This is a genomic window from Comamonas terrae (assembly GCF_001544075.1).
GTDB lineage: Bacteria > Pseudomonadota > Gammaproteobacteria > Burkholderiales > Burkholderiaceae_C > Comamonas > Comamonas terrae.
Genome location: NZ_BCNT01000012.1, coordinates 21,942 through 41,968 on the forward strand (window position 1 = coordinate 21,942; position 20,027 = coordinate 41,968).

Annotated in this window: 16 protein-coding genes; 13 read left to right on the plus strand and 3 right to left on the minus strand. The window is 64.3% G+C overall.

Annotated elements, in window-relative coordinates; genetic code table 11:
• Positions 1-50 precede the first annotated feature (50 nt).
• The 5 genes from carA to kdoO all read left to right on the plus strand — a co-directional run bounded on the left by carA (position 51) and on the right by kdoO (position 6,591).
• Complete coding sequence (gene carA, locus Cte04_RS15825) at positions 51-1,223, plus strand: glutamine-hydrolyzing carbamoyl-phosphate synthase small subunit (RefSeq protein WP_066480330.1); 1,173 nt, start codon at positions 51-53, stop codon at positions 1,221-1,223.
• The gene (gene carB, locus Cte04_RS15830) at positions 1,216-4,458 is read left to right on the plus strand and encodes a carbamoyl-phosphate synthase large subunit (protein WP_066480334.1); all 3,243 of its coding nucleotides are present in this window, start codon (positions 1,216-1,218) and stop codon (positions 4,456-4,458) included. The genes carA and carB overlap by 8 nt, the downstream gene beginning before the upstream one ends.
• Positions 4,459-4,681: 223 nt before the next feature.
• A complete protein-coding gene (gene greA, locus Cte04_RS15835; RefSeq protein ID WP_066480338.1) occupies positions 4,682-5,158 on the plus strand; it encodes a transcription elongation factor GreA in 477 nt (158 codons plus the stop codon).
• 97 nt (positions 5,159-5,255) lie between these two features.
• Positions 5,256-5,675 (plus strand): DUF4149 domain-containing protein, encoded by a 420-nt coding sequence (locus Cte04_RS15840; protein WP_066480340.1) that lies wholly within the window; start codon positions 5,256-5,258, stop codon positions 5,673-5,675.
• Between the two features lie 46 nt (positions 5,676-5,721).
• On the plus strand, positions 5,722-6,591 hold the full coding sequence (kdoO, locus tag Cte04_RS15845; protein ID WP_066480345.1) for a Kdo hydroxylase KdoO: 870 nt from the start codon (positions 5,722-5,724) through the stop codon (positions 6,589-6,591).
• 67 nt (positions 6,592-6,658) lie between these two features.
• On the opposite strand, the gene Cte04_RS15850 is transcribed toward kdoO, so the two are convergent.
• Positions 6,659-7,426 carry a glycosyltransferase gene (locus tag Cte04_RS15850; protein WP_174522939.1) on the minus strand — a complete coding sequence of 256 codons (768 nt, stop codon included), beginning with the start codon at positions 7,424-7,426 and terminating at the stop codon, positions 6,659-6,661.
• 68 nt (positions 7,427-7,494) lie between these two features.
• Positions 7,495-7,965 (minus strand): YhbY family RNA-binding protein, encoded by a 471-nt coding sequence (locus Cte04_RS15855; RefSeq protein WP_066480556.1) that lies wholly within the window; start codon positions 7,963-7,965, stop codon positions 7,495-7,497.
• A gap of 31 nt (positions 7,966-7,996) precedes the next feature.
• Here Cte04_RS15855 and Cte04_RS15860 point away from each other — a divergent pair, with 31 nt between their 5' ends.
• The 6 genes from Cte04_RS15860 to ppk1 all read left to right on the plus strand — a co-directional run bounded on the left by Cte04_RS15860 (position 7,997) and on the right by ppk1 (position 15,743).
• Positions 7,997-8,659, plus strand: coding sequence for an RlmE family RNA methyltransferase (locus Cte04_RS15860; protein ID WP_066480347.1), 663 nt, complete (start codon positions 7,997-7,999; stop codon positions 8,657-8,659).
• The gene (locus Cte04_RS15865; RefSeq protein ID WP_157082061.1) at positions 8,656-8,817 is read left to right on the plus strand and encodes a hypothetical protein; all 162 of its coding nucleotides are present in this window, start codon (positions 8,656-8,658) and stop codon (positions 8,815-8,817) included. The genes Cte04_RS15860 and Cte04_RS15865 overlap by 4 nt, the downstream gene beginning before the upstream one ends.
• Positions 8,818-8,910: 93 nt before the next feature.
• On the plus strand, positions 8,911-10,833 hold the full coding sequence (ftsH, locus tag Cte04_RS15870; protein ID WP_066480348.1) for an ATP-dependent zinc metalloprotease FtsH: 1,923 nt from the start codon (positions 8,911-8,913) through the stop codon (positions 10,831-10,833).
• Positions 10,834-10,967: 134 nt separating this feature from the next.
• Positions 10,968-11,819: a dihydropteroate synthase gene (gene folP / locus Cte04_RS15875; protein WP_066480351.1), complete on the plus strand. Its 852-nt coding sequence runs from the start codon at positions 10,968-10,970 to the stop codon at positions 11,817-11,819.
• Between the two features lie 46 nt (positions 11,820-11,865).
• Positions 11,866-13,209: a phosphoglucosamine mutase gene (gene glmM, locus Cte04_RS15880; RefSeq protein WP_066480353.1), complete on the plus strand. Its 1,344-nt coding sequence runs from the start codon at positions 11,866-11,868 to the stop codon at positions 13,207-13,209.
• Between the two features lie 404 nt (positions 13,210-13,613).
• The gene (ppk1, locus tag Cte04_RS15885) at positions 13,614-15,743 is read left to right on the plus strand and encodes a polyphosphate kinase 1 (RefSeq protein WP_083526701.1); all 2,130 of its coding nucleotides are present in this window, start codon (positions 13,614-13,616) and stop codon (positions 15,741-15,743) included.
• Positions 15,744-15,913: 170 nt separating this feature from the next.
• Here the strand turns inward: ppk1 and Cte04_RS15890 are convergent, their stop codons facing one another.
• Positions 15,914-17,395 carry a Ppx/GppA phosphatase family protein gene (locus Cte04_RS15890; RefSeq protein WP_066480357.1) on the minus strand — a complete coding sequence of 494 codons (1,482 nt, stop codon included), beginning with the start codon at positions 17,393-17,395 and terminating at the stop codon, positions 15,914-15,916.
• 460 nt (positions 17,396-17,855) lie between these two features.
• Between Cte04_RS15890 and pstS the strand changes: the two genes are divergently transcribed.
• Complete coding sequence (pstS, locus tag Cte04_RS15895; RefSeq protein WP_066480359.1) at positions 17,856-18,896, plus strand: phosphate ABC transporter substrate-binding protein PstS; 1,041 nt, start codon at positions 17,856-17,858, stop codon at positions 18,894-18,896.
• A gap of 131 nt (positions 18,897-19,027) precedes the next feature.
• A complete protein-coding gene (gene pstC, locus Cte04_RS15900) occupies positions 19,028-20,017 on the plus strand; it encodes a phosphate ABC transporter permease subunit PstC (protein ID WP_066480363.1) in 990 nt (329 codons plus the stop codon).
• The last annotated feature ends 10 nt before the right edge of the window (positions 20,018-20,027 follow it).

Sequence of the window (20,027 nt, forward strand, 5' to 3'; positions counted from 1 at the left end):
TGCCGGGGGCTGCGTTGGGCGTAACCGTAATTAAAAAACCGGAGAACCCAGTGCTTTTGTCTCTCAAGGGAAGTTTCCCATCCGCCATCCTGGCGCTCGCAGACGGCACGGTCTTTATTGGCAACTCGATTGGTGCGCAAGGCACCACCGTCGGTGAAGTCGTTTTCAACACTTCGCTGACCGGCTACCAGGAAATCCTCACCGACCCCAGCTATTGCCAGCAGATCGTGACGCTCACGTATCCGCACATCGGCAACTATGGCGTCAATCCCGAGGACGTCGAGGCTGACAAGATCCATGCCGCAGGTCTCATCATCAAGAACCTGCCCTTGCTGGCCAGCAACTTCCGCAGCACCGCTACGCTGTCCGAATACCTGACGCAGGGCAACACGGTCGCCATCGCCAATATCGACACCCGCAAGCTCACCCGCCTGCTGCGCGACAAGGGTGCCCAGAACGGCGCCATCCTGGGCCTGGCGGCCGGCGAGGAAGTCACCGAGGCACGCATTGCCCAGGCCGTTGCCGCAGCCAAGGCTGCTCCCGACATGAAGGGCATGGACCTGGCCAAGGTCGTGACCACGGCCACGCCCTACGAGTGGACCGAGTCCGAGTGGAAGCTGGGCGAAGGCTATGGCAAGCTCCAGGCGCCCCGATTCAAGGTCGTGGCCTATGACTTCGGCGTGAAGAAGAACATCCTGCGCATGCTGGCCGAGCGCGGCTGCCACGTGACCGTGGTGCCGGCCCAGACGCCTGCCAAGGACGTGCTGGCCATGAATCCCGATGGCGTCTTCCTGTCCAACGGCCCTGGCGATCCGGAGCCCTGCGACTACGCCATCGAGGCGGCCCAGGCCTTCATGGCCTCCGGCAAGCCCCTGTTCGGCATCTGCCTGGGCCACCAGATCATGGCCCTGGCCTCGGGCGCCAAGACCTTCAAGATGCAAAACAGCCACCACGGCGCCAACCACCCGGTCAAGGACCTGGACAACGGCCGCGTGAGCATCACCAGCCAGAACCACGGCTTTGCCGTGGACCTAGAGACGCTGCCCGCCAATGCCCGTGCCACGCACATCAGCCTGTTCGACGGCACGCTGCAGGGCATGGAGCGCACCGATGCGCCTGCGTTCTGCTTCCAGGGCCACCCCGAGGCATCGCCCGGCCCGCACGATATCGGCTATCTGTTCGACCGCTTCACAGCGCTGATGGAGAAACACAAAAATGCCTAAGCGCACCGACCTCAAAAGCATTCTGATCATTGGCGCCGGCCCCATCGTCATCGGCCAGGCCTGCGAGTTCGACTACTCCGGCGTGCAGGCCTGCAAGGCGCTGCGCGAAGAGGGTTACAAGGTCATCCTGATCAACAGCAACCCCGCGACGATCATGACCGACCCGGCCACGGCCGACGTCACCTACATCGAGCCCATCACCTGGCAGACGGTCGAGAAGATCATTGCCAAGGAGCGTCCCGACGCCATCCTGCCGACCATGGGCGGCCAGACCGCGCTGAACTGCGCGCTGGACCTGTGGAAGCACGGTGTGCTGGACAAGTACTCCGTCGAGCTGATCGGCGCCAAGCCCGAGGCCATCGACAAGGCCGAGGACCGCCTGAAGTTCAAGGACGCCATGACCAAGATCGGTCTGGGCTCGGCGCGCTCGGGCATTGCCCACTCCATGGAAGAAGCCTGGGAAGTGCAAAAGCACGTGGGCTTCCCCACCGTGATCCGCCCCAGCTTCACGCTGGGCGGCACGGGCGGCGGCATTGCCTACAACTCGGAAGAGTTCGAGACCATCTGCAAGCGCGGCCTGGAAGCCTCTCCCACCAACGAGCTGCTGATCGAGGAGTCGCTGCTCGGCTGGAAGGAGTACGAGATGGAAGTGGTGCGCGACAAGGCGGACAACTGCATCATCGTCTGCTCCATCGAGAACCTGGACCCCATGGGCGTGCACACCGGCGACTCCATCACCGTGGCCCCGGCGCAGACGCTGACCGACAAGGAATACCAGATCATGCGCAATGCCTCGCTGGCAGTGCTGCGCGAGATCGGCGTGGACACCGGCGGCTCCAACGTGCAGTTCTCGGTGAATCCCAAGGACGGTCGCATGATCGTCATCGAGATGAATCCCCGCGTGTCGCGTTCCTCGGCCCTGGCGTCCAAGGCCACGGGGTTCCCGATCGCCAAGATCGCGGCCAAGCTGGCCGTGGGCTTCACGCTGGACGAGCTCAAGAACGACATCACCGGCGGCAAGACCCCGGCCTCGTTCGAGCCCACCATCGACTACGTGGTCACCAAGATCCCGCGTTTCGCGTTCGAGAAATTCCCCGCTGCCGACAACCGCCTGACCACGCAGATGAAGTCCGTGGGCGAAGTCATGGCCATCGGCCGTACCTTCCAGGAGTCCTTCCAGAAGGCCCTGCGCGGCCTGGAAGTGGGCGTGGACGGCATGAACGAGAAGACCCAGGACCGCGAAATCCTGGAAAAGGAGCTGGGCGAGCCCGGTCCCGACCGCATCTGGTACGTGGGCGATGCCTTCGCCGCCGGCTGGACGCTGGACGAAGTCCACAACATCACCAAGATCGACAAGTGGTTCCTGGTGCAGATCGAGGAGATCGTGAAGATCGAACTCGACCTGGACAAGCTGGTGGAAGAAAAGGGCGAGCAGGCGCTGGCATCCCTGGATGCCGCCACGCTGCGCGTGCTCAAGCAAAAGGGCTTTTCCGACCGCCGCCTGGCCAAGCTGCTCAAGACCACGGACAAGGCCGTGCGCGAGGCGCGCAAGGCCCTGAACGTGCGCCCCGTGTACAAGCGCGTGGACACCTGCGCGGCCGAGTTCGCGTCCAACACGGCCTACATGTACTCCACGTATGACGAGGAGTGCGAGGCCCAGCCTTCGGACAAGAAGAAGATCATGGTGCTCGGCGGCGGCCCCAACCGCATCGGCCAGGGCATCGAGTTCGACTACTGCTGCGTGCATGCCGCCATGGCCATGCGCGAGGACGGCTACGAGACCATCATGGTCAACTGCAACCCCGAGACCGTGTCCACCGACTACGACACCTCGGACCGGCTGTACTTCGAGCCGCTGACGCTGGAAGACGTGCTGGAGATCGTGGCTGTCGAGAAGCCCGCCGGCGTGATCGTGCAGTACGGCGGCCAGACGCCTCTGAAGCTGGCCCTGGGCCTGGAAAAGGAAGGCGTGCCCATCATCGGCACTTCGCCCGACATGATCGACGCCGCCGAGGACCGCGAGCGCTTCCAGAAGCTGCTGCAGACCTTAAGCCTGCGCCAGCCGCCCAACGCCACGGCGCGCACCGACGAGGAAGCGCTGGAAAAGGCCGCGTCCCTGGGCTACCCGCTGGTCGTGCGCCCCAGCTACGTGCTGGGCGGCCGCGCCATGGAAATCGTGCACGAGCAGCGCGACCTGGAGCGCTACATGCGCGAGGCCGTCAAGGTCTCCAACGACTCGCCCGTGCTGCTGGACCACTTCCTGTCCAACGCCATCGAGTGCGACGTGGACTGCGTGCGTGACCGCACCGGCGCCGTGTTCATCGGCGGCGTGATGGAGCACATCGAGCAGGCCGGCGTCCACTCCGGCGACTCGGCCTGCTCGCTGCCCCCTTACTACCTCAAGCCCGAGACCGTGGCCGAGATCAAGCGTCAGACCGCAGCCATGGCCGAAGGCCTGAACGTGGTGGGCCTGATGAACGTGCAGTTCGCGATCAAGGAAGTGGACGGCAAGGACGTGATCTACGTGCTGGAAGTGAACCCTCGCGCCTCGCGCACGGTGCCGTTCGTCTCCAAGGCCACGGGCATCCAGCTGGCCAAGGTGGCCGCGCGCTGCATGGTGGGCGAAACCCTGGCCGGCCAGGGCATCACCAAGGAAGTGACCCCGCCTTACTTCAGCGTCAAGGAAGCCGTGTTCCCGTTCGTGAAGTTCCCCGGCGTGGACACCATTCTCGGCCCCGAGATGAAGTCCACCGGCGAAGTCATGGGCGTGGGCAAGACCTTCGGCGAAGCCTTCGTGAAGAGCCAGCTGGGCGCCGGCGTCAAGCTGCCGACCGAAGGCAAGATCTTCCTGACCGTGAAGAATGCCGACAAGCCCCGCGCCGTGGCCATTGCCAAGGAGCTGGTGGGCATGGGCTTCACCCTGTGCGCCACGCGCGGCACGGCCGCGGCGATCGCCGAAGCCGGCATCGAGGTGCAGACGGTGAACAAGGTCACCGAAGGCCGCCCTCACATCGTGGACATGATCAAGAACAATGAAATTGCCATGGTCATCAACACGGTGGAAGAGCGCCGCAACGCGATCGCCGACTCCCGCGCCATCCGCACCAGCGCCCTGCTGGCGCGCGTGACCACCTTCACCACCATCTTCGGCGCGGAAGCCGCCGTGGACGGCATGAAGGCCATGCGCGACAACCTGGACGTGTACTCGGTGCAGGAGCTGCACGCGCAGCTCTAACACACGCAGCCTGTCTGCCCGGGGACAGCCCCGGGCGGCGACCGGGTTTTACCGGATTTGTGCCGCGGCAAACGCGGCATAATGAACGCAAATGAACTTCAACCGCCGCGCGGCAACGTGCGGCGGTTTGCTTTTGGGGCGCAGGCCCCTTCTCGGCTTTGTCCGGGAGCCTGCGCCGGGTGCCGCGCATGGCGCGGCGTTTGCTGAATATGGAGACTTGACTATGGCCACCATCCCAATCACCAAGCGTGGAGCAGAGAAGCTCAAGGTTGAACTGCAGCGCCTCAAGACCGTGGAGCGCCCGGCCGTGATCCAGGCCATCGCCGAAGCCCGTGCGCAGGGCGATCTGAGCGAAAACGCCGAGTACGAATCCGCCAAGGAACACCAGGGCTTTGTGGAAGGCCGCATCGCCGAGATCGAAGGCAAGCTGTCGGCCGCGCAGATCATCGATCCCTCGGATCTGGATGCCGGCGGCCGCGTGGTGTTCGGCGCCACCGTGGACCTGGAAGACGAGGACAGCGGCGCCGCCGTGACCTACCAGATCGTGGGCGAGGACGAAGCCGACCTCAAGCAGGGCCTGATCAACATCTCCAGCCCGATTGCCCGCGCGCTGATCGGCAAGGAAGAGGGCGACACGGCCGTGGTTCAGGCCCCGGGCGGCGAGCGCCGCTATGAAGTGGTGGGCGTGCGCTACATCTGAGCGTCCCCGGGTCGCCTGCTTTGCGTAAGCGGCGACGGTTTTGGCCAGCCGCCAGGTGCCGCGCCGCGGCCCTGGCGGGGTTTGCGGATGGATCAGCATGTTCGATCGCCTGCCTTTCTTTTTTGCCGCACTGTGGTGGGGCAGCCTGTCGGCCATAGGCTTTGTGGCCGTTCCCTTGCTGTTCGTCCATCTGCCCACGCCGGCCATGGCCGGCTATATGGCAGCCCGGCTGTTTGCGGCGCAGACCTGGATTTCCATAGCGTGCTGCGCGCTTCTACTGGTGTTTTCCAAGCAGAAGAAGGCTGAAAAGATGCGGGAATGGGCGCAAGCTGCTATCGGTTTTGTGATCGCCGGCCTGCTGCTGGCGCTGCTGGTGCAGTATGGCGTCTCGCCCAGGATCGTGGCGCGCGAGAACCTCAGGCTGTGGCACGGCGTGGGCACGGCCATGTATGCGCTGCAATGGATCTGCGCTGCGCTCGTGCTGTGGCGCCTTGCCGCAAGCCGCAAACCGGCTTGATCCAGGCCAAGCCCGGCGTCAAGGCGGAGAGTAAACTGCCGAAGCCATGGAATCTCAAATCGTAAAAATCGACGCCACCGACTGGCGCCAGACTTCGGGCCGCCCCGAGTGGACGGCCGCCGTGGAAGCGGGCAAGGTCCTGTATTTCCCGCAGCTTGCGTTCCAGCTCTCCGAGCAGGAAAAAAGCCTGCTGCGCCCCGACATACGCGACCCCAAGACGCGCAACATCAGCCTGAATGTCGACGGCAGCATCAAGGGCGTGGCGGGCGACGAGGCCACGCGCCAGCAGGTGGCCGCCATGGTGGGACGCTTTCGCGAGCAGGCCACGGCGCTGATCGCGGGCCTGTTTCCGCAGTACATGCCGGTGGTGCGCATGGCGCCGACCAGCTACCGGCCCTCGCAGGTGGAAACCCGGGCCCAGTCCTGGCGCGCCGACGACAAGCGCATGCATGTGGATGCCTTCCCTTCGCGGCCCAATTACGGCGAGCGCATCCTGCGCGTGTTCACCAATGTGAACCCCGACGGCCAGCCGCGCGTGTGGCGCGTGGGCGAGCCCTTCGAGGATGTGGCCAGGAAATTCCTGCCGCGTGCCAAGCCCTATGTGCGCTGGCAGGCCAAGGCGCTGCAGATGCTGCATGTGACCAAGTCCTTGCGCAGCGAATACGATCACCTCATGCTGCAGCTGCACGACGGCATGAAGGGCGATCCGGACTACCAGAAGAATGCGCCGCAGGAGACCGTGCCGTTTGCCGCGGGCTCCACCTGGGTATGCTTTTCCGACCAGGCCGTGCATGCGGTGATGGCCGGCCAGTACATGCTGGAGCAGACCCTGTTCCTGCCCCCCGGTAGCGAGTACGACACGGCGGCCAGCCCGCTGGCCATACTCACGCGCCTCAAGGGCCATCCCCTGGTCTGAAATCCGGTCCGGAAAACAAAAGGCGTTGAACCTTGCGGTCAACGCCTTTTGTTTGCGAAGAGAGGGATCAACCCCAGGCCCTGGCAATCCAGCGGGCCGGCTCGATGTGGCGAAAGCGCCTGTTGCGCCGGCCGGCCAGGGCGTCGGGCGGATTGACCTCGCCATGGAAGATCACGATGCGTGCATCCCGGGGCGGCAGGGGCTCCTTCCAGTAATTGGTCGGCCAGGCGGGAATGCAGTAGTACTTGAAGCTAGGGCACCAGGCCGCAGGCCAGTAGGACAGCTTGCCCTGCTTGTGCAGAAAGTGCGACAGGTATTCCTGCTCGTTGCGGTACCGGGCGCGCAGGGCGTCGGTATTCGCGCGAAAGTGCTCCAGCACATCCGCATGCGCCCCCAGCTGGAAGCGGTAGACCGAGGAGTTGCCGACGATGCGCTCGCCAAAACGCCAGAAGCGCGGGTAGTCGTGGATGATGAGGAATTCGCCGTTCTGGGTGAAGAACTCGTCCAGGCCGCCGACGATGACCACGTCCAGATCCAGGAACAGCGCCACGCCCTTGAGGCCGTACAGGTCGGCCTCGAAGGTGGTCAGCTTCTTCCAGGCGCCGTCGCGCTGGCCGGGCGCCAGGTGGATGTTCAGATCCGGAATGGGAAAGCACTCGACTTCCTCGCGAATCCCTTCAGTGTTGTCGGTCAGGCAGACAAAGCGAAAATCTCCGCTGAGATGGCGGCGCACCATGGCGTAGAGCCGGTTGACATACTCCGGGCCGTATTTGGTGCCCCATTTCATGCAAAGAATGTGGCGTTGCTGGTTGGGCAGCGGTGTGGTCTGGACCATGGACGGGCGGTTTCAGCGGAAAGTGGAAGGGCGCGGACGACTGCGGAGCGGCAGGTAGTAGCCTGGCATCAGCCCAGGCGGCCTTTTTTGACGGACTTCTGCTTGGGCTTGGCGCGCTTGATCTGGCCGCCGGCGGTCAGGCGCTGGTTGCCAAGCACGCGCAGCTGCTTGACCTCGGGCTTTTGCCCGGCACGGCCGAACTTGAGCACCTTGACGTCGCGCGGACCGGGCTTGCGGTCCTCGTCGTGGACCTTTTCCTTCTCGGGAATGGGGCGCCACAGCACGAGCAGCTTGCCGATATGCTGGATGGGCGCCGCGTTGAGCGCGTCGCACAGCTGCTGGTACATCTGGTCGCGGGCGGCGCGATCGTCGTTGAAGACGCGCACCTTGATCAGGCCGTGCGCGTTCAGGGCAGCGTCCACTTCCTTCTGGACAGCGGCCGTCAGGCCATCACCGCCGATCAGGACGACGGGGTCCAGATGGTGGGCTTCGGCGCGGTGTTCCCGGCGCTCTGCGGGAGTTAATTGAATTTGGGGCATGCCCGTATTATCGAGGCTGAGAGAATCCAGCATGAAAACGAAAACCAAAAGTAAGAAGGTCAATAAGAATTGGCTGCACGATCACATCAATGATCCGTACGTCAAGGCGGCCCAGAAGGACGGCTATCGCGCGCGAGCGGCCTACAAGCTCAAGGAGATCGACGAGCAGCTCAGGCTCATCCAGCCCGGCCACACGGTGGTGGACCTGGGCTGCGCGCCCGGCGCCTGGAGCCAGTATGTGCGCCGGCGCCTCTCGCCCGGCGGCGCGGCGGTGGGCCAGCTCAACGGCCGCATCATTTCGCTGGATCTGCTGCCCATGGAGCCCATCGAAGGCGTGCACTATATCCAGGGCGACTTCCGGGAGGAGTCCGTGCTGACCCAGCTCGAGCAGGCCATGAACGGAGGAAAGGCCGATGTGGTGATCTCCGACATGGCGCCCAACCTGTCGGGCAATGCCTCCACCGACGCCGCGCGCGTGGCCCTGCTGATCGAGATGGCCGTGGACTTCGCGCAGCACAACATGAAGCCCGATGGGGCGCTCGTGGTCAAGCTGTTCCATGGCAGCGGCTACAACGAACTGGTCGACCTGTTCAAGCAGACCTTCAAGGTGGTCAAGCCGATCAAGCCCAAGGCGTCGCGCGACAAGTCCGCAGAAACCTTTCTGGTGGGAATGGGGCTGAAGTCGGCGGCATGAATGCCCTCAGCCTGCCTGCAAAAGGCGAGCAGGACACCGGGCCTTGGCTGCGCCGGCCGATGGCCTGTCCGGAGCATGAAATCCATGCCGGGCGCGGGCTGGCCGGCAAAAACGCGGCAAGACCGCATTCCGTCTATGGCCGCTATAGGGGGAAATAAGCCGCCAACTGGCTTGAAACACCTAAAATGGGCCGTAAATAAGTCTCGAAGCCCTCTTCGGGCCTTTTCATCTGCATTCCATTGGAGCCCCGCTTGAACAATCAGTGGTTTTCAAAAATCGCCGTCTGGCTGGTCATCGCCATGGTGCTGTTTACGGTGTTCAAACAGTTTGACACCCGCGGCACGGCTGGCGCGTCCCATGTCGGCTACTCAGAATTCCTGGAACAGGTGCGCAACAACCGTATCAAGAGCGCCACGATCCAGGAAAGTCCTGGCGGCACGGAAATCGTTGCCACGACCAGTGACGACCGCAAGGTGCGCACCACGGCCACCTATCTGGACCGGGGCCTGGTGGGCGACCTGATCAGCTACAACGTCAAGTTCGACGTCAAGCCTCGCGAGGAAGGTTCCCTGCTCATGACGTTGCTCGTGAGCTGGGGTCCCATGCTGCTGCTGATCGGCGTGTGGATCTATTTCATGCGACAGATGCAAGGTGGCGGCAAGGGCGGCGCCTTCAGCTTCGGCAAGTCCAAGGCGCGCATGCTCGACGAGAACAACAACACCGTCACGTTCGCCGACGTGGCCGGCTGCGACGAGGCCAAGGAAGAGGTCAAGGAAGTCGTGGACTTCCTGAAGGACCCCAACAAGTTCCAGAAGCTCGGCGGCCGCATTCCGCGCGGCCTGCTGCTGGTCGGCCCTCCGGGCACCGGCAAGACGCTGCTGGCCAAGTCCATCGCGGGCGAGGCCAAGGTGCCGTTCTTCTCGATCTCGGGTTCCGATTTCGTGGAAATGTTCGTCGGCGTGGGCGCGGCCCGCGTGCGCGACATGTTCGAGAACGCCAAGAAGAACGCGCCCTGCATCATCTTCATCGATGAAATCGACGCCGTGGGCCGCCAGCGCGGCGCGGGCCTGGGCGGCGGCAACGACGAGCGCGAGCAGACCTTGAACCAGATGCTGGTCGAGATGGACGGCTTCGAGACCAACCTCGGCGTGATCGTGGTGGCCGCGACCAACCGCCCCGACATCCTGGACGCGGCTTTGCTGCGCCCGGGCCGCTTCGACCGCCAGGTCTATGTGACGCTGCCCGACATCCGCGGCCGCGAGCAGATCCTGAACGTGCACATGCGCAAGATTCCCGTAGGCCAGGACGTGAACCCTGCCGTGATTGCACGCGGCACACCCGGCATGTCGGGTGCCGATCTGGCCAATCTCTGCAACGAGGCCGCGCTGATGGCTGCACGCCGCAATGCCCGCACCGTCGAGATGCAGGACTTCGAGAAGGCCAAGGACAAGATCATCATGGGCCCCGAGCGCAAGACCATGGTCATGCCCGAGGAGGAGCGCCGCAACACGGCCTACCACGAGGCCGGCCATGCGCTGATCGGCAAGCTGCTGCCCAAGTGCGATCCGGTGCACAAGGTCACCATCATCCCGCGCGGCCGCGCGCTGGGCGTGACCATGAGCCTGCCCGAGAAGGACCGCTATTCCTACGACAAGGAATACATGCTCAACCAGATCGCCATGCTCTTTGGCGGCCGCATCGCCGAGGAAGTGTTCATGAACCAGATGACCACTGGGGCGAGCAACGACTTCGAACGCGCAACGCAGATCGCGCGCGACATGGTGACGCGCTACGGCATGACCGATGCGCTGGGCCCCATGGTCTATGCGGAGCAGGAGGGGGAGCCGTTCCTGGGCCGTTCCATGAGCAAGTCCAGCAACATCAGCGAAGAGACCATGCAGAAGGTCGATGCGGAGGTACGCCGCATCATCGACGAGCAATACCATCTGGCACGCAAGCTGATCGAGGACAACTCGGACAAGATGCACGCCATGGCCAAGGCCATGCTCGAATGGGAAACCATCGACGCCGAGCAGCTCGACGACATCATGGCCGGCAAGGAGCCTCGTCCGCCCAAGGACTGGGTGCCTCGCAATCCTCCTTCGTCGGGAGGCGGCAATTCTTCGGGTGGCACGCCCGCAGCCGGCGCGGAGCCTGCGCCCCGCACTGCCTGACGCCTCCATCCAGAGTCACAAAAGGTCCTGCGGGACCTTTTGTTTTTGGCCCATGAAAGCATGGGCATGGCTTGCTGGAGCAGACCTGCGCAGCGGTTCTTCTCCCCTGGCCGGCAAGTCCCAAGGAGTTTCCTATGTCGCCACAGTGGCAAACATCACGCTTTGTATTGAATCTGGACCAGCCTCTGGTCATGGGCATCGTCAACGTGACGCCCGACTCTTTTTCGGACGGCGGCAGGCATGCCGGGGTCTCGGGCGCCATGGCGCATGCCGAACGGCTGCTCGGCGAGGGTGCCGATATCCTCGACATCGGCGGCGAGTCGACCCGGCCCGGCTCGCCGGCCGTACCGCTGGAGGAGGAGCTGCAGCGCGTGCTGCCGGTGGTCCGGGAGGCGGTCAAGCTCGATGTGCCGGTTTCCATCGACACCTACAAGCCCGAGGTCATGCGGGCCGTTCTGGACCTGGGCGCCGACATCATCAACGACATCTGGGCGCTGCGCCAGCCCGGTGCGCGCGAGGTGGTGCAGGCCCACGGCCGCTGCGGCATCTGCCTCATGCACATGCACCGTACGCCCCAGGACATGCATCTGGAACACATGCAAGGAGATGTGCTGTCCGAAGTCCGGGATTTTCTGCAGGCCGAAAGCCACAAGCTGCTGGCCGCCGGGGTGGATCGCCGGCGCATCGTCTGGGATTACGGCATCGGTTTCGGCAAAAGCCTGGCACAAAATTTTGCGTTGCTTGCCGGCCAGCAAGAGTTGTTGGCACTAGACTTTCCGCTGCTGGCCGGCTGGTCCCGCAAGGGATCCCTGGGCCAGGTCAGCGGCCTTCCGGTGGATGAGCGCATGGTACCCAGCGTGGCAGCGGCCTTGCTGGCCGTGGAAAGAGGGGCCAGAGTGGTGCGCGTGCACGATGTGGCGCAAACTGTTGCAGCGCTTTCCGTGTGGAAGGCCATGCAGGAAAGCTCGGGCCATCGCGCTGTCTGAACTGGCCGGGCAGCGTCCAACCATAAACAGAAGCAGGGATAACAACATGGCGCGTCAATATTTCGGAACCGACGGTATTCGAGGCACTGTGGGCAAGTCGCCCATCACGCCGGATTTCGCCTTGCGCCTGGCGCATGCCGTGGGCAGGGTGCTGCGGCGCCAGGGACAGCAAGGGGAACGTCCTCTGGTGCTGATCGGCAAGGACACCCGCATCTCGGGCTACATGCTGGAGAGCGCGCTGGAGTCGGGCTTCAACTCCGCAGGCGTGGATGTCATGCTGCTGGGGCCGCTGCCCACGCCCGGCGTGGCCTACCTGACACGTGCGCAAAGGGCGAGCCTGGGCGTGGTGATCAGCGCCAGCCACAACCCGTTTTATGACAACGGCATCAAGTTCTTCAGCGCCAACGGCAGCAAGCTGCCCGATGCCTGGGAGGAAGAGGTCGAGCAGGTTCTGCTGGAGGCTCCCGAGTGGGTGGATTCCGCGGCGCTGGGCAAGGCGCGCCGGCTCACCGATGCAGCAGGCCGCTATATCGAATTCTGCAAGAGCACGTTCGACCATTCGCTGTCGCTGCGCGGCCTGCGCATTGTGGTGGACGCTGCGCACGGCGCTGCCTATCAGATTGCGCCCAAGGTATTCCATGAGCTGGGCGCCGAGGTGATCGCGATCGGTTGCTCGCCCGACGGTCTCAACATCAACGAGGGCGTGGGGGCCACCCATCCCGAGGCCCTGGTCATGGCAGTGCGTGCCAACAAGGCCCATTTCGGCGTCGCGCTCGACGGCGATGCCGACCGGCTGCAGCTGGTCGACGAGCAGGGGCGCCTGTTCAACGGCGACGAGCTGCTGTACCTGATGGCTGCAGACCGCCTGGCGCGTGGCGAGGCGGTACCGGGCGTGGCCGGCACGCTGATGACCAACATGGCCGTGGAACAGGCACTGAAAGCCCAGGGCGTGGGCTTTGTGCGCGCCAAGGTGGGCGACCGCTATGTGCTGGAAGAGCTGCAGCGCAACGGATGGCAGCTCGGCGGCGAAAGCTCGGGCCATTTGCTGGCCCTGGACAAGCACACCACGGGCGACGGCCTGGTCAGCGCCCTGCAGGTGCTGCAGGCCTGCGTGCGCTCGGGCAAGACAGTGGCCCAGTGGCTGTCGGAGGTCACGCTGTTTCCGCAGGTCATGGTCAACGTGCGCCTGCAGCCGGGGCAGGACTGGAAGAGCAACCGCCTGCTGGCGGCCGAGCAGGAAACCGTGCAGAAGCAATTGGGCAGTGCGGGTCGCCTGCTGATCCGGCCCAGCGGCACGGAGCCCTTGCTGCGCGTCATGGTCGAAGCGCGCGACGAGCGCCTGGCCAGCGAATGCGTGCAGCGGCTGGTGCAGGCGGCCAAGGCGGCTTGACGGAACTCCGGTTGCAAGGGGCGTGAAAGCTTGGCTTTCGCGCCCCTTTTTGTTTATGTCAGAAAAGCTGCCAGAACGGCTGGCATGCCTTGGAGTCTTCTTGTGGGATGTCGTCCTGCATTTGCTTTTCGTCATATGAAAGTCATATAAATGTCACAAATCGCGGGCAGACTGTCATAAAGCTCCATGGAGTGCTCTTCGGGCTCTGCAGGCCCTTTGCTGACATGCCTCAATCCCTGCCGGAGGAAGCAGTGACCGCGTCGCTGCCGAATAACCAGAATTCTCTTGTCCTGTCTGTTCCCTTTTCCGCATCCGGGCTCGGTCCGAGCGCTGAAATCCCGGTAATCTCTGCCCTGCAGCAGGATGGCCTGCTGCAGGGCCCGCTGCCGGCGACGGCCGTGGAAATGCAAGAGTCTGCACCGAGGGAAGCCTTCTTGCCCAAACCTTCTGTCCAAACCGTGGCCGCGGAGCCGGTGGCGGCGCTCCAGGCGCTGCCGCAGTTCCTGGACCGGGACCAGAGCATCCTGGCCTTCAACGAGCGTGTGCTGAACTGGGCGGAGCGGGAAGACGTGCCCTTGCTGGAGCGCCTGCGCTATCTGTGCATCGTCTCTTCGAACCTGGACGAGTGGTTCGAGGTGCGTTGCGCGGCCCATGTATCCGCCGCCAAGGCAGGCGACGAAACCGGGCCGTATACGCGCACCAGCTTCGAGCGGCTGATGGCCAGGGCGCATGAGCTGGTGGCGCGCCAGTACCAGCTCTACAACCAGTCCATCATCCCGGCGTTTGCCGGCCATTCCATCCGGCTGGTCTCGCATGGCGAACGCAGTGCGGTGCAGCGCAAATGGGTGCGCGATTACTTTCTGCGCGAAGTCCAGCCGTTGCTGGTGCCGGTGGGCCTGGATCCTTCCCACCCGTTTCCGCAGGTGGCCAACAAGGCGCTCAACTTCATCGTGCGCCTCAATGGCGTCGATGCCTTCGGACGCTCCAACGAGGTGGCCATCGTCAAGGTGCCGCGCGCATTGCCACGGCTGATCCGGCTGCCGGAAAAGATTTCGGGCAGGCAGCGCCTGTTCGTCAGCATCTCCAGCGTGGTGCGGGCACATCTGGCCGAACTGTTTCCGGGCCGCGAAGTGGCCGAGTTCTCGCAGTTCCGCGTGACGCGCCATTCCGACCTGGCCGTGGACGAGGAGGATGTCAGCGATCTGCGCATGGCTCTGCGCCAGGGGCTGCACCACCGCCACTATGGCCAGGCGGTGCGGCTCGAGGTGTCCTCGTCCTGCTCGCCCATGCTCTCCAGCCTGCTGCTGGAGCAGTACGGGCTGCCCGAGCAGGCGCTGTTCCGCGTCAAGGGGCCGGTCAATCTGGTGCGCCAGATGCAGCTGGTGGATCTGGTCGACGATCCGGCCCTGCTGTTTCCCAAGTGGAAGCCCGCCTGGCCCAAGCAGCTGTATCCGGGGCGCTCGATCATGGCGCAGATGCGCAAGAACGACATCCTGATCCACCAGCCCTTCGAGAGCTTCGACAGCGTGCTGGAGCTGCTGCGCGAGGCGGTCAACGATCCCGAGGTGCTGGCCATCAAGCAGACCATTTACCGCACCGGCTCGGACTCCGAGATCATGCGCCTGCTGGCCGAGGCCGTGAGCCGCGGCAAGGAAGTGCTGGCCGTGCTGGAACTCAAGGCGCGCTTCGACGAGGAAGCCAACATCAACTGGGCCGAGCAGCTGGAATCTCTGGGTGTGCAGGTGGTGTACGGCGTGGTGGGCTTGAAGACCCATGCCAAGATGCTGCTGATCACGCGGCGCGAAAAGCGCACCGGCCACCTCAAGCGCTATGCGCACCTGTCCACGGGCAATTACAACCTGCGCAGCGCGCGGCTGTACACGGACATCAGCCAGCTGACCTGCGATGCGCAGATCACGGCGGACATGGATGCGGTGTTCCGCCATCTCTCCAGCCACAACAAGATGCCCGAACTGCAGCGCCTGGTCATGGCGCCGTTCCATCTGCAAAGCCGCATGCTGCAGCTGATTGCCAAGGTCGCCGAGGCCGCGGCACGTGGCGAGCATGCGCGCATCGTGCTCAAGATGAACGCGCTGACCGACGAATTGCTGATCACGGCGCTGATGGAGGCCGGGCGCAAGGGCGTGCGCATCGACCTCATCGTGCGCGGCGCCTGCATGCTGCCGGCGCAGCGCCCGGGCTGGACGGACAACATCCGCGTGCGCTCCATCATCGGGCGCTTTCTCGAGCATTCGCGCGTGTTCTATTTCTCCTGGGGCGAGCACGAGGAGCTGTTCCTGTCCAGCGCGGACTGGATGAACCGCAACATGCTGCGCCGCGTGGAGCTGGCCTGGCCGGTGCAGGACAAGGTGCTGCGCCAGCGTGTCATCGATGAATGCCTGGTGGCCTATCTGCATGACGACCGCGATGCCTGGACGCTGACCGCCGCCGGCACCTACCAGAAGCCCGCGCGCCCGACCGAAGGGCAGGGCGCACAGATGGCCCTGATGGAGCGCTACGGTGCCGCAGCCTGAAACTGGCGCTGGTGCTATTGAAAAAGAGGCGGCTGGCGCTTGTCGTATGGAGAATTTACAAAGAATTCATTGGTAAAACATTGTCTGAGTGGCGCACACAGCTATCATTTTTGATAGCTCTTTCGATGGGAAAAAGGGGCTTGTGCCCCTTTTTCTTCGTCTGCCCATTCTCAGCGCAGCTGCAGCCTGAGGCTCCAGGGTGTCTTGCTCCAGGCGGCGGCTTCCAGTTCCAGCAGGCGCGCCGACTGCGGGTAGGCGCGGGACCAGCCTTCCGGCGTGCTCAGGCGGCATTCGGCGCCGCTGCGCTCCAGCGCAATGCCTTGCAGCTGCGGATCGCGCCGCGCATGGCACAGCTGCACGGCCAGGCGCAGGGCCATCAGCGGCAGGGCCAGCCCCGGCTCCTCGATGAAAGCCTCCAGCTTGCGCAGCTTGCCCTGATGGCCCAGCACCAGCTGGCTGATGCGCTGGCGCAGCGTGGGCTCCCAGGTGGCGAGGCTGCAATGCTCGGTGATATAGGCGCCATGGCGGTGGTAGTCGCCCAGCGCGATGCGCATGCCTACCTCGTGCAGCAGCGCGGCCGTATGCAGTGCGCGGGCGGCGTCGTCGCCCACCTCGGCGGGGCGGATGCCGCGCCACAGTTCGCCGGCAATGCGGCTCACGCGCTCGGCCTGGGCGCGGTCCACGCCGAAGTCCTGCTGCAGGGCCAGCACTTCGGCGGCTTCCTTGTCGGCGGGCGGCTCATGGTCGAGCAGATCGTACAAAGCGCCCTGGCGCAGCGCGCCCTGGGCCACTTCCAGCTCCGCGATTTCCAGCAGCTCCATCACCGCCAGCATCACGCTGATGCCGCCGGCCACCACGGGGCGGCGGTCCTCCTTGAGGCCGGGCAGGCGCAGCCTGTCGACATGGCCGGCGTCCAGCAGCTGCTCGTACAGCCGGCGCAGCTTGGCCGGGGTGATGATGCGGCCGTCCAGGCCCTGTGCCGTCAGTGCGTCGGCCACGGCATTGGCCGTGCCCGAGGAGGCATAGGCGCAATCCCAGGCCGTGCCGGGATAGGCTTCACGGGCCGGGGCCAGCCGCTGCTTGGCGGCGCTGATGGCTGCCGCGAAGCCCGATTTGCCGAGCACGCCGTCGCCGAAGAACTGGGCGCTCCACGAGACGCTGCCCAGGGGGAACGAGGCTACCTGCAGCGCCTGCGACTGTTGGCCGATGATGACTTCGGTGGAGCGGCCGCCGATGTCCACGACCAGGCGGCGCTGCTGGCTGGGCGTGAGGGAGCTGGACACCCCGCGGTAGATCAGGCGCGCTTCCTCCTCGCCGGAGATGACTTCGATGGGAAAGCCCAGCAGCTTGCTGCCGCGCTCCACGAACTCCGCGCGGTTGCGGGCTTCGCGCAGCGTCTGCGTGGCCACGGCGCGCACCTGGCTGCCGGCGAAGCCCGTCAGGCGCTCGCCGAAGCGCGCCAGGCAGGCCCAGCCGCGCTCCATGGCCTCGCGGGTCAGCTCCTGCCTGGCATTGAGGCCGTTGCCCTGGCGGACGGTTTCTTTGAGATATTCCACGCGCTCGATGCGCTGGTGGGAGCCGATGCGGCCGATTTCCAGGCGAAAGCTGTTGGAGCCCAGATCTACGGCGGCGAGCAGGGATTCAGGAACCATGGTCCAAGCCAATCAAAGCAGGTTTTCTATTGTTGTGTATGTGCAAGCCGTTCGTCAGGCCATCCAGGGTGATCCGGGCAGACGGCTGCTGCGGTGGCGGCTTGCATGGGCTGGCAAATATGCGGCATGGGGGCTGTGGCATGTGCGGGCCTTCTGAAACAACCCTGGCCGCCCAGGGCATTTGGGTACCCGGCCAGCGTACCACCCGGGCGCGCCCACGAGGCAAGCCAGTCTGAGAAGCGGATGTGACAGCCGTGTGACGGCGCGTCCTGTCGATGTCAAAAAGGCGGCTTGTATAGGCCTGGCGACGCATGCAAGCGGCGTCCGGCACGGCCGTGGAACCGCACGGCCAGCGCAAACAGCAAAAAATGACAGCTGCCATTTTCATGTCACAACGCTGTCATAAATCATTTTTACAGTCCAGCCATCGAATCTTTCAACCCTAAGAGGTCTGTTCATCATGAAGTTGTCCTTGATTCATGTTCTGGTGGCTGGTGCATTGTCTGCTGGAGGCCTGAGCCAGGCATGGGCCCAGCAGGAGGCCACGGGCGCCGGCGCGAGCTTCCCGGCTCCGCTGTACTCCAAGTGGGCTGCCGATTATCACAAGGCCACCGGCGTCAAGATCAATTACCAGTCCGTGGGTTCCAGCGCCGGCATCAAGCAGATCGATGCCAAGACCGTGGACTTCGGTGCTTCCGATGCGCCGCTGAAGGATGACGAACTGCAGAAGAAGGGTCTGGTGCAGTTCCCCACCGTGATCGGCGGCATCGTGCCCGTGGTCAACATCAAGGGCATCGCTCCCGGCCAGCTCAAGCTCAGCGGCCATGTGCTGGGCGACATCTACCTGGGCAAGATCACCAAGTGGAACGATCCCGCCATCACCGCGCTCAACCCCGGCGTGAACCTGCCTGACGCCCCCATTGCTCCCGTGCGCCGCGCCGACGGCTCGGGCACCACCTTCGGCTTCACCAACTACCTGTCCAAGGTCAATGCCGAATGGAAGGACAAGGTCGGCGAAGGCACGGCCGTGAACTGGCCCACCGGCGCGGGCGGCAAGGGCAACGAGGGCGTGGCCGCCTTCGTGGGCCGCCTGCCTAACTCCATCGGCTATGTGGAATACGCCTATGTGAAGCAGAACAAGCTGACCTACACCCAGTTGCAGAACAAGGACGGCAACTTCGTTTCTCCCGACGACGATGCCTTCAAGGCCGCCGCCGCCGGCGCCGACTGGAACAAGAGCTTCTACCAGATCCTGACCAACCAGCCCGGCAAGGCTTCCTGGCCCATCACCAGCGCCACCTTCATCCTGATGCACAAGAATCAGGAAAAGCCCGCCCAGGCCGCGGCTTCGCTGAAGTTCTTTGAATGGGCCTACAAGTCCGGCGACAAGACCGCTGCAGACCTGGACTACGTGCCCATGCCTGAAGCCGTCAAGAACGTGATCTACAAGTCCTGGAACGAAATCAAGGACAGCTCGGGCAAGACCATCGCCCTGCAGTAATCTTTGAAACAGGTGCGCCGCCAGCCGGCGCACCTGTTAAAAAGCTTGCCAAGCCTTCAACTGTTGTGAAAAAGGCGCTGAACGTGTCCACTACGTCGCCCCCTCGCCCTACCGATCACTCGCTGGCTGCCATGTCCGCCCCACCCACCGCACAGCGCATACCTTCTCCGCCACGCCGGCCCCTGTTATCGGGCCGCATGGCGGATCGTTTGTTTGGCGCGCTGGCGCGCGGCGCGGCGCTGCTGACACTGGGCCTGCTGCTGGCCATCATGATCTCCCTGGTCTTCGGCGCATGGCCGGCGATCCATGAATACGGGCTGGCATTCCTGGGGCGCAGCGTCTGGGACCCCGTCCAAAACGAATACGGCGGCCTGGTGATGATCTACGGCACGCTGGCCACGTCGCTGATCGCGCTGGTGATCGCAGTGCCCGTGAGCTTCGGCATCGCGCTGTTCCTGACCGAGCTGTCGCCGGCCTGGCTCAAGCGCCCGCTGGGCACAGCCGTGGAGCTGCTGGCCGCCGTGCCGTCCATCGTCTACGGCATGTGGGGCCTGATGGTGTTCGGCCCCGTGCTCGCCACCTATGTGCAGCAGCCGCTGCAATCGCTTTTCAACGGCGTGCCTTACCTGGGCGCCTTCGTGTCGGGTCCTCCCGTGGGCATCGGCATCCTGTCGGCCGGCATCATCCTGGCCATCATGATCATTCCCTTCATCTCCTCGGTAATGCGCGACGTGTTTGAGGTCACGCCGGCACTGCTCAAGGAATCCGCCTACGGCCTGGGCTCGACGACCTGGGAAGTGGTCTGGAAGGTCGTGCTGCCCTATACCAAGACCGGCGTGCTCGGCGGCGTCATGCTGGGCCTGGGCCGCGCTTTGGGCGAGACCATGGCCGTGACCTTCGTGATCGGCAACATGAACCAGCTCAACTCGCTGTCGGTGTTCGAGGCCGCCAACAGCATCACCTCGGCCCTGGCCAACGAATTCGCCGAGGCCGGCGAAGGCCTGCACCAGGCATCGCTGATCTACCTGGGCCTGGTGCTGTTTTTCATCACCTTCGTGGTGCTGGCGCTGTCCAAGGTGCTGCTCAACCGCCTGCAGAAGAATGAAGGAGCCCGCTCGTGAACACGACCTC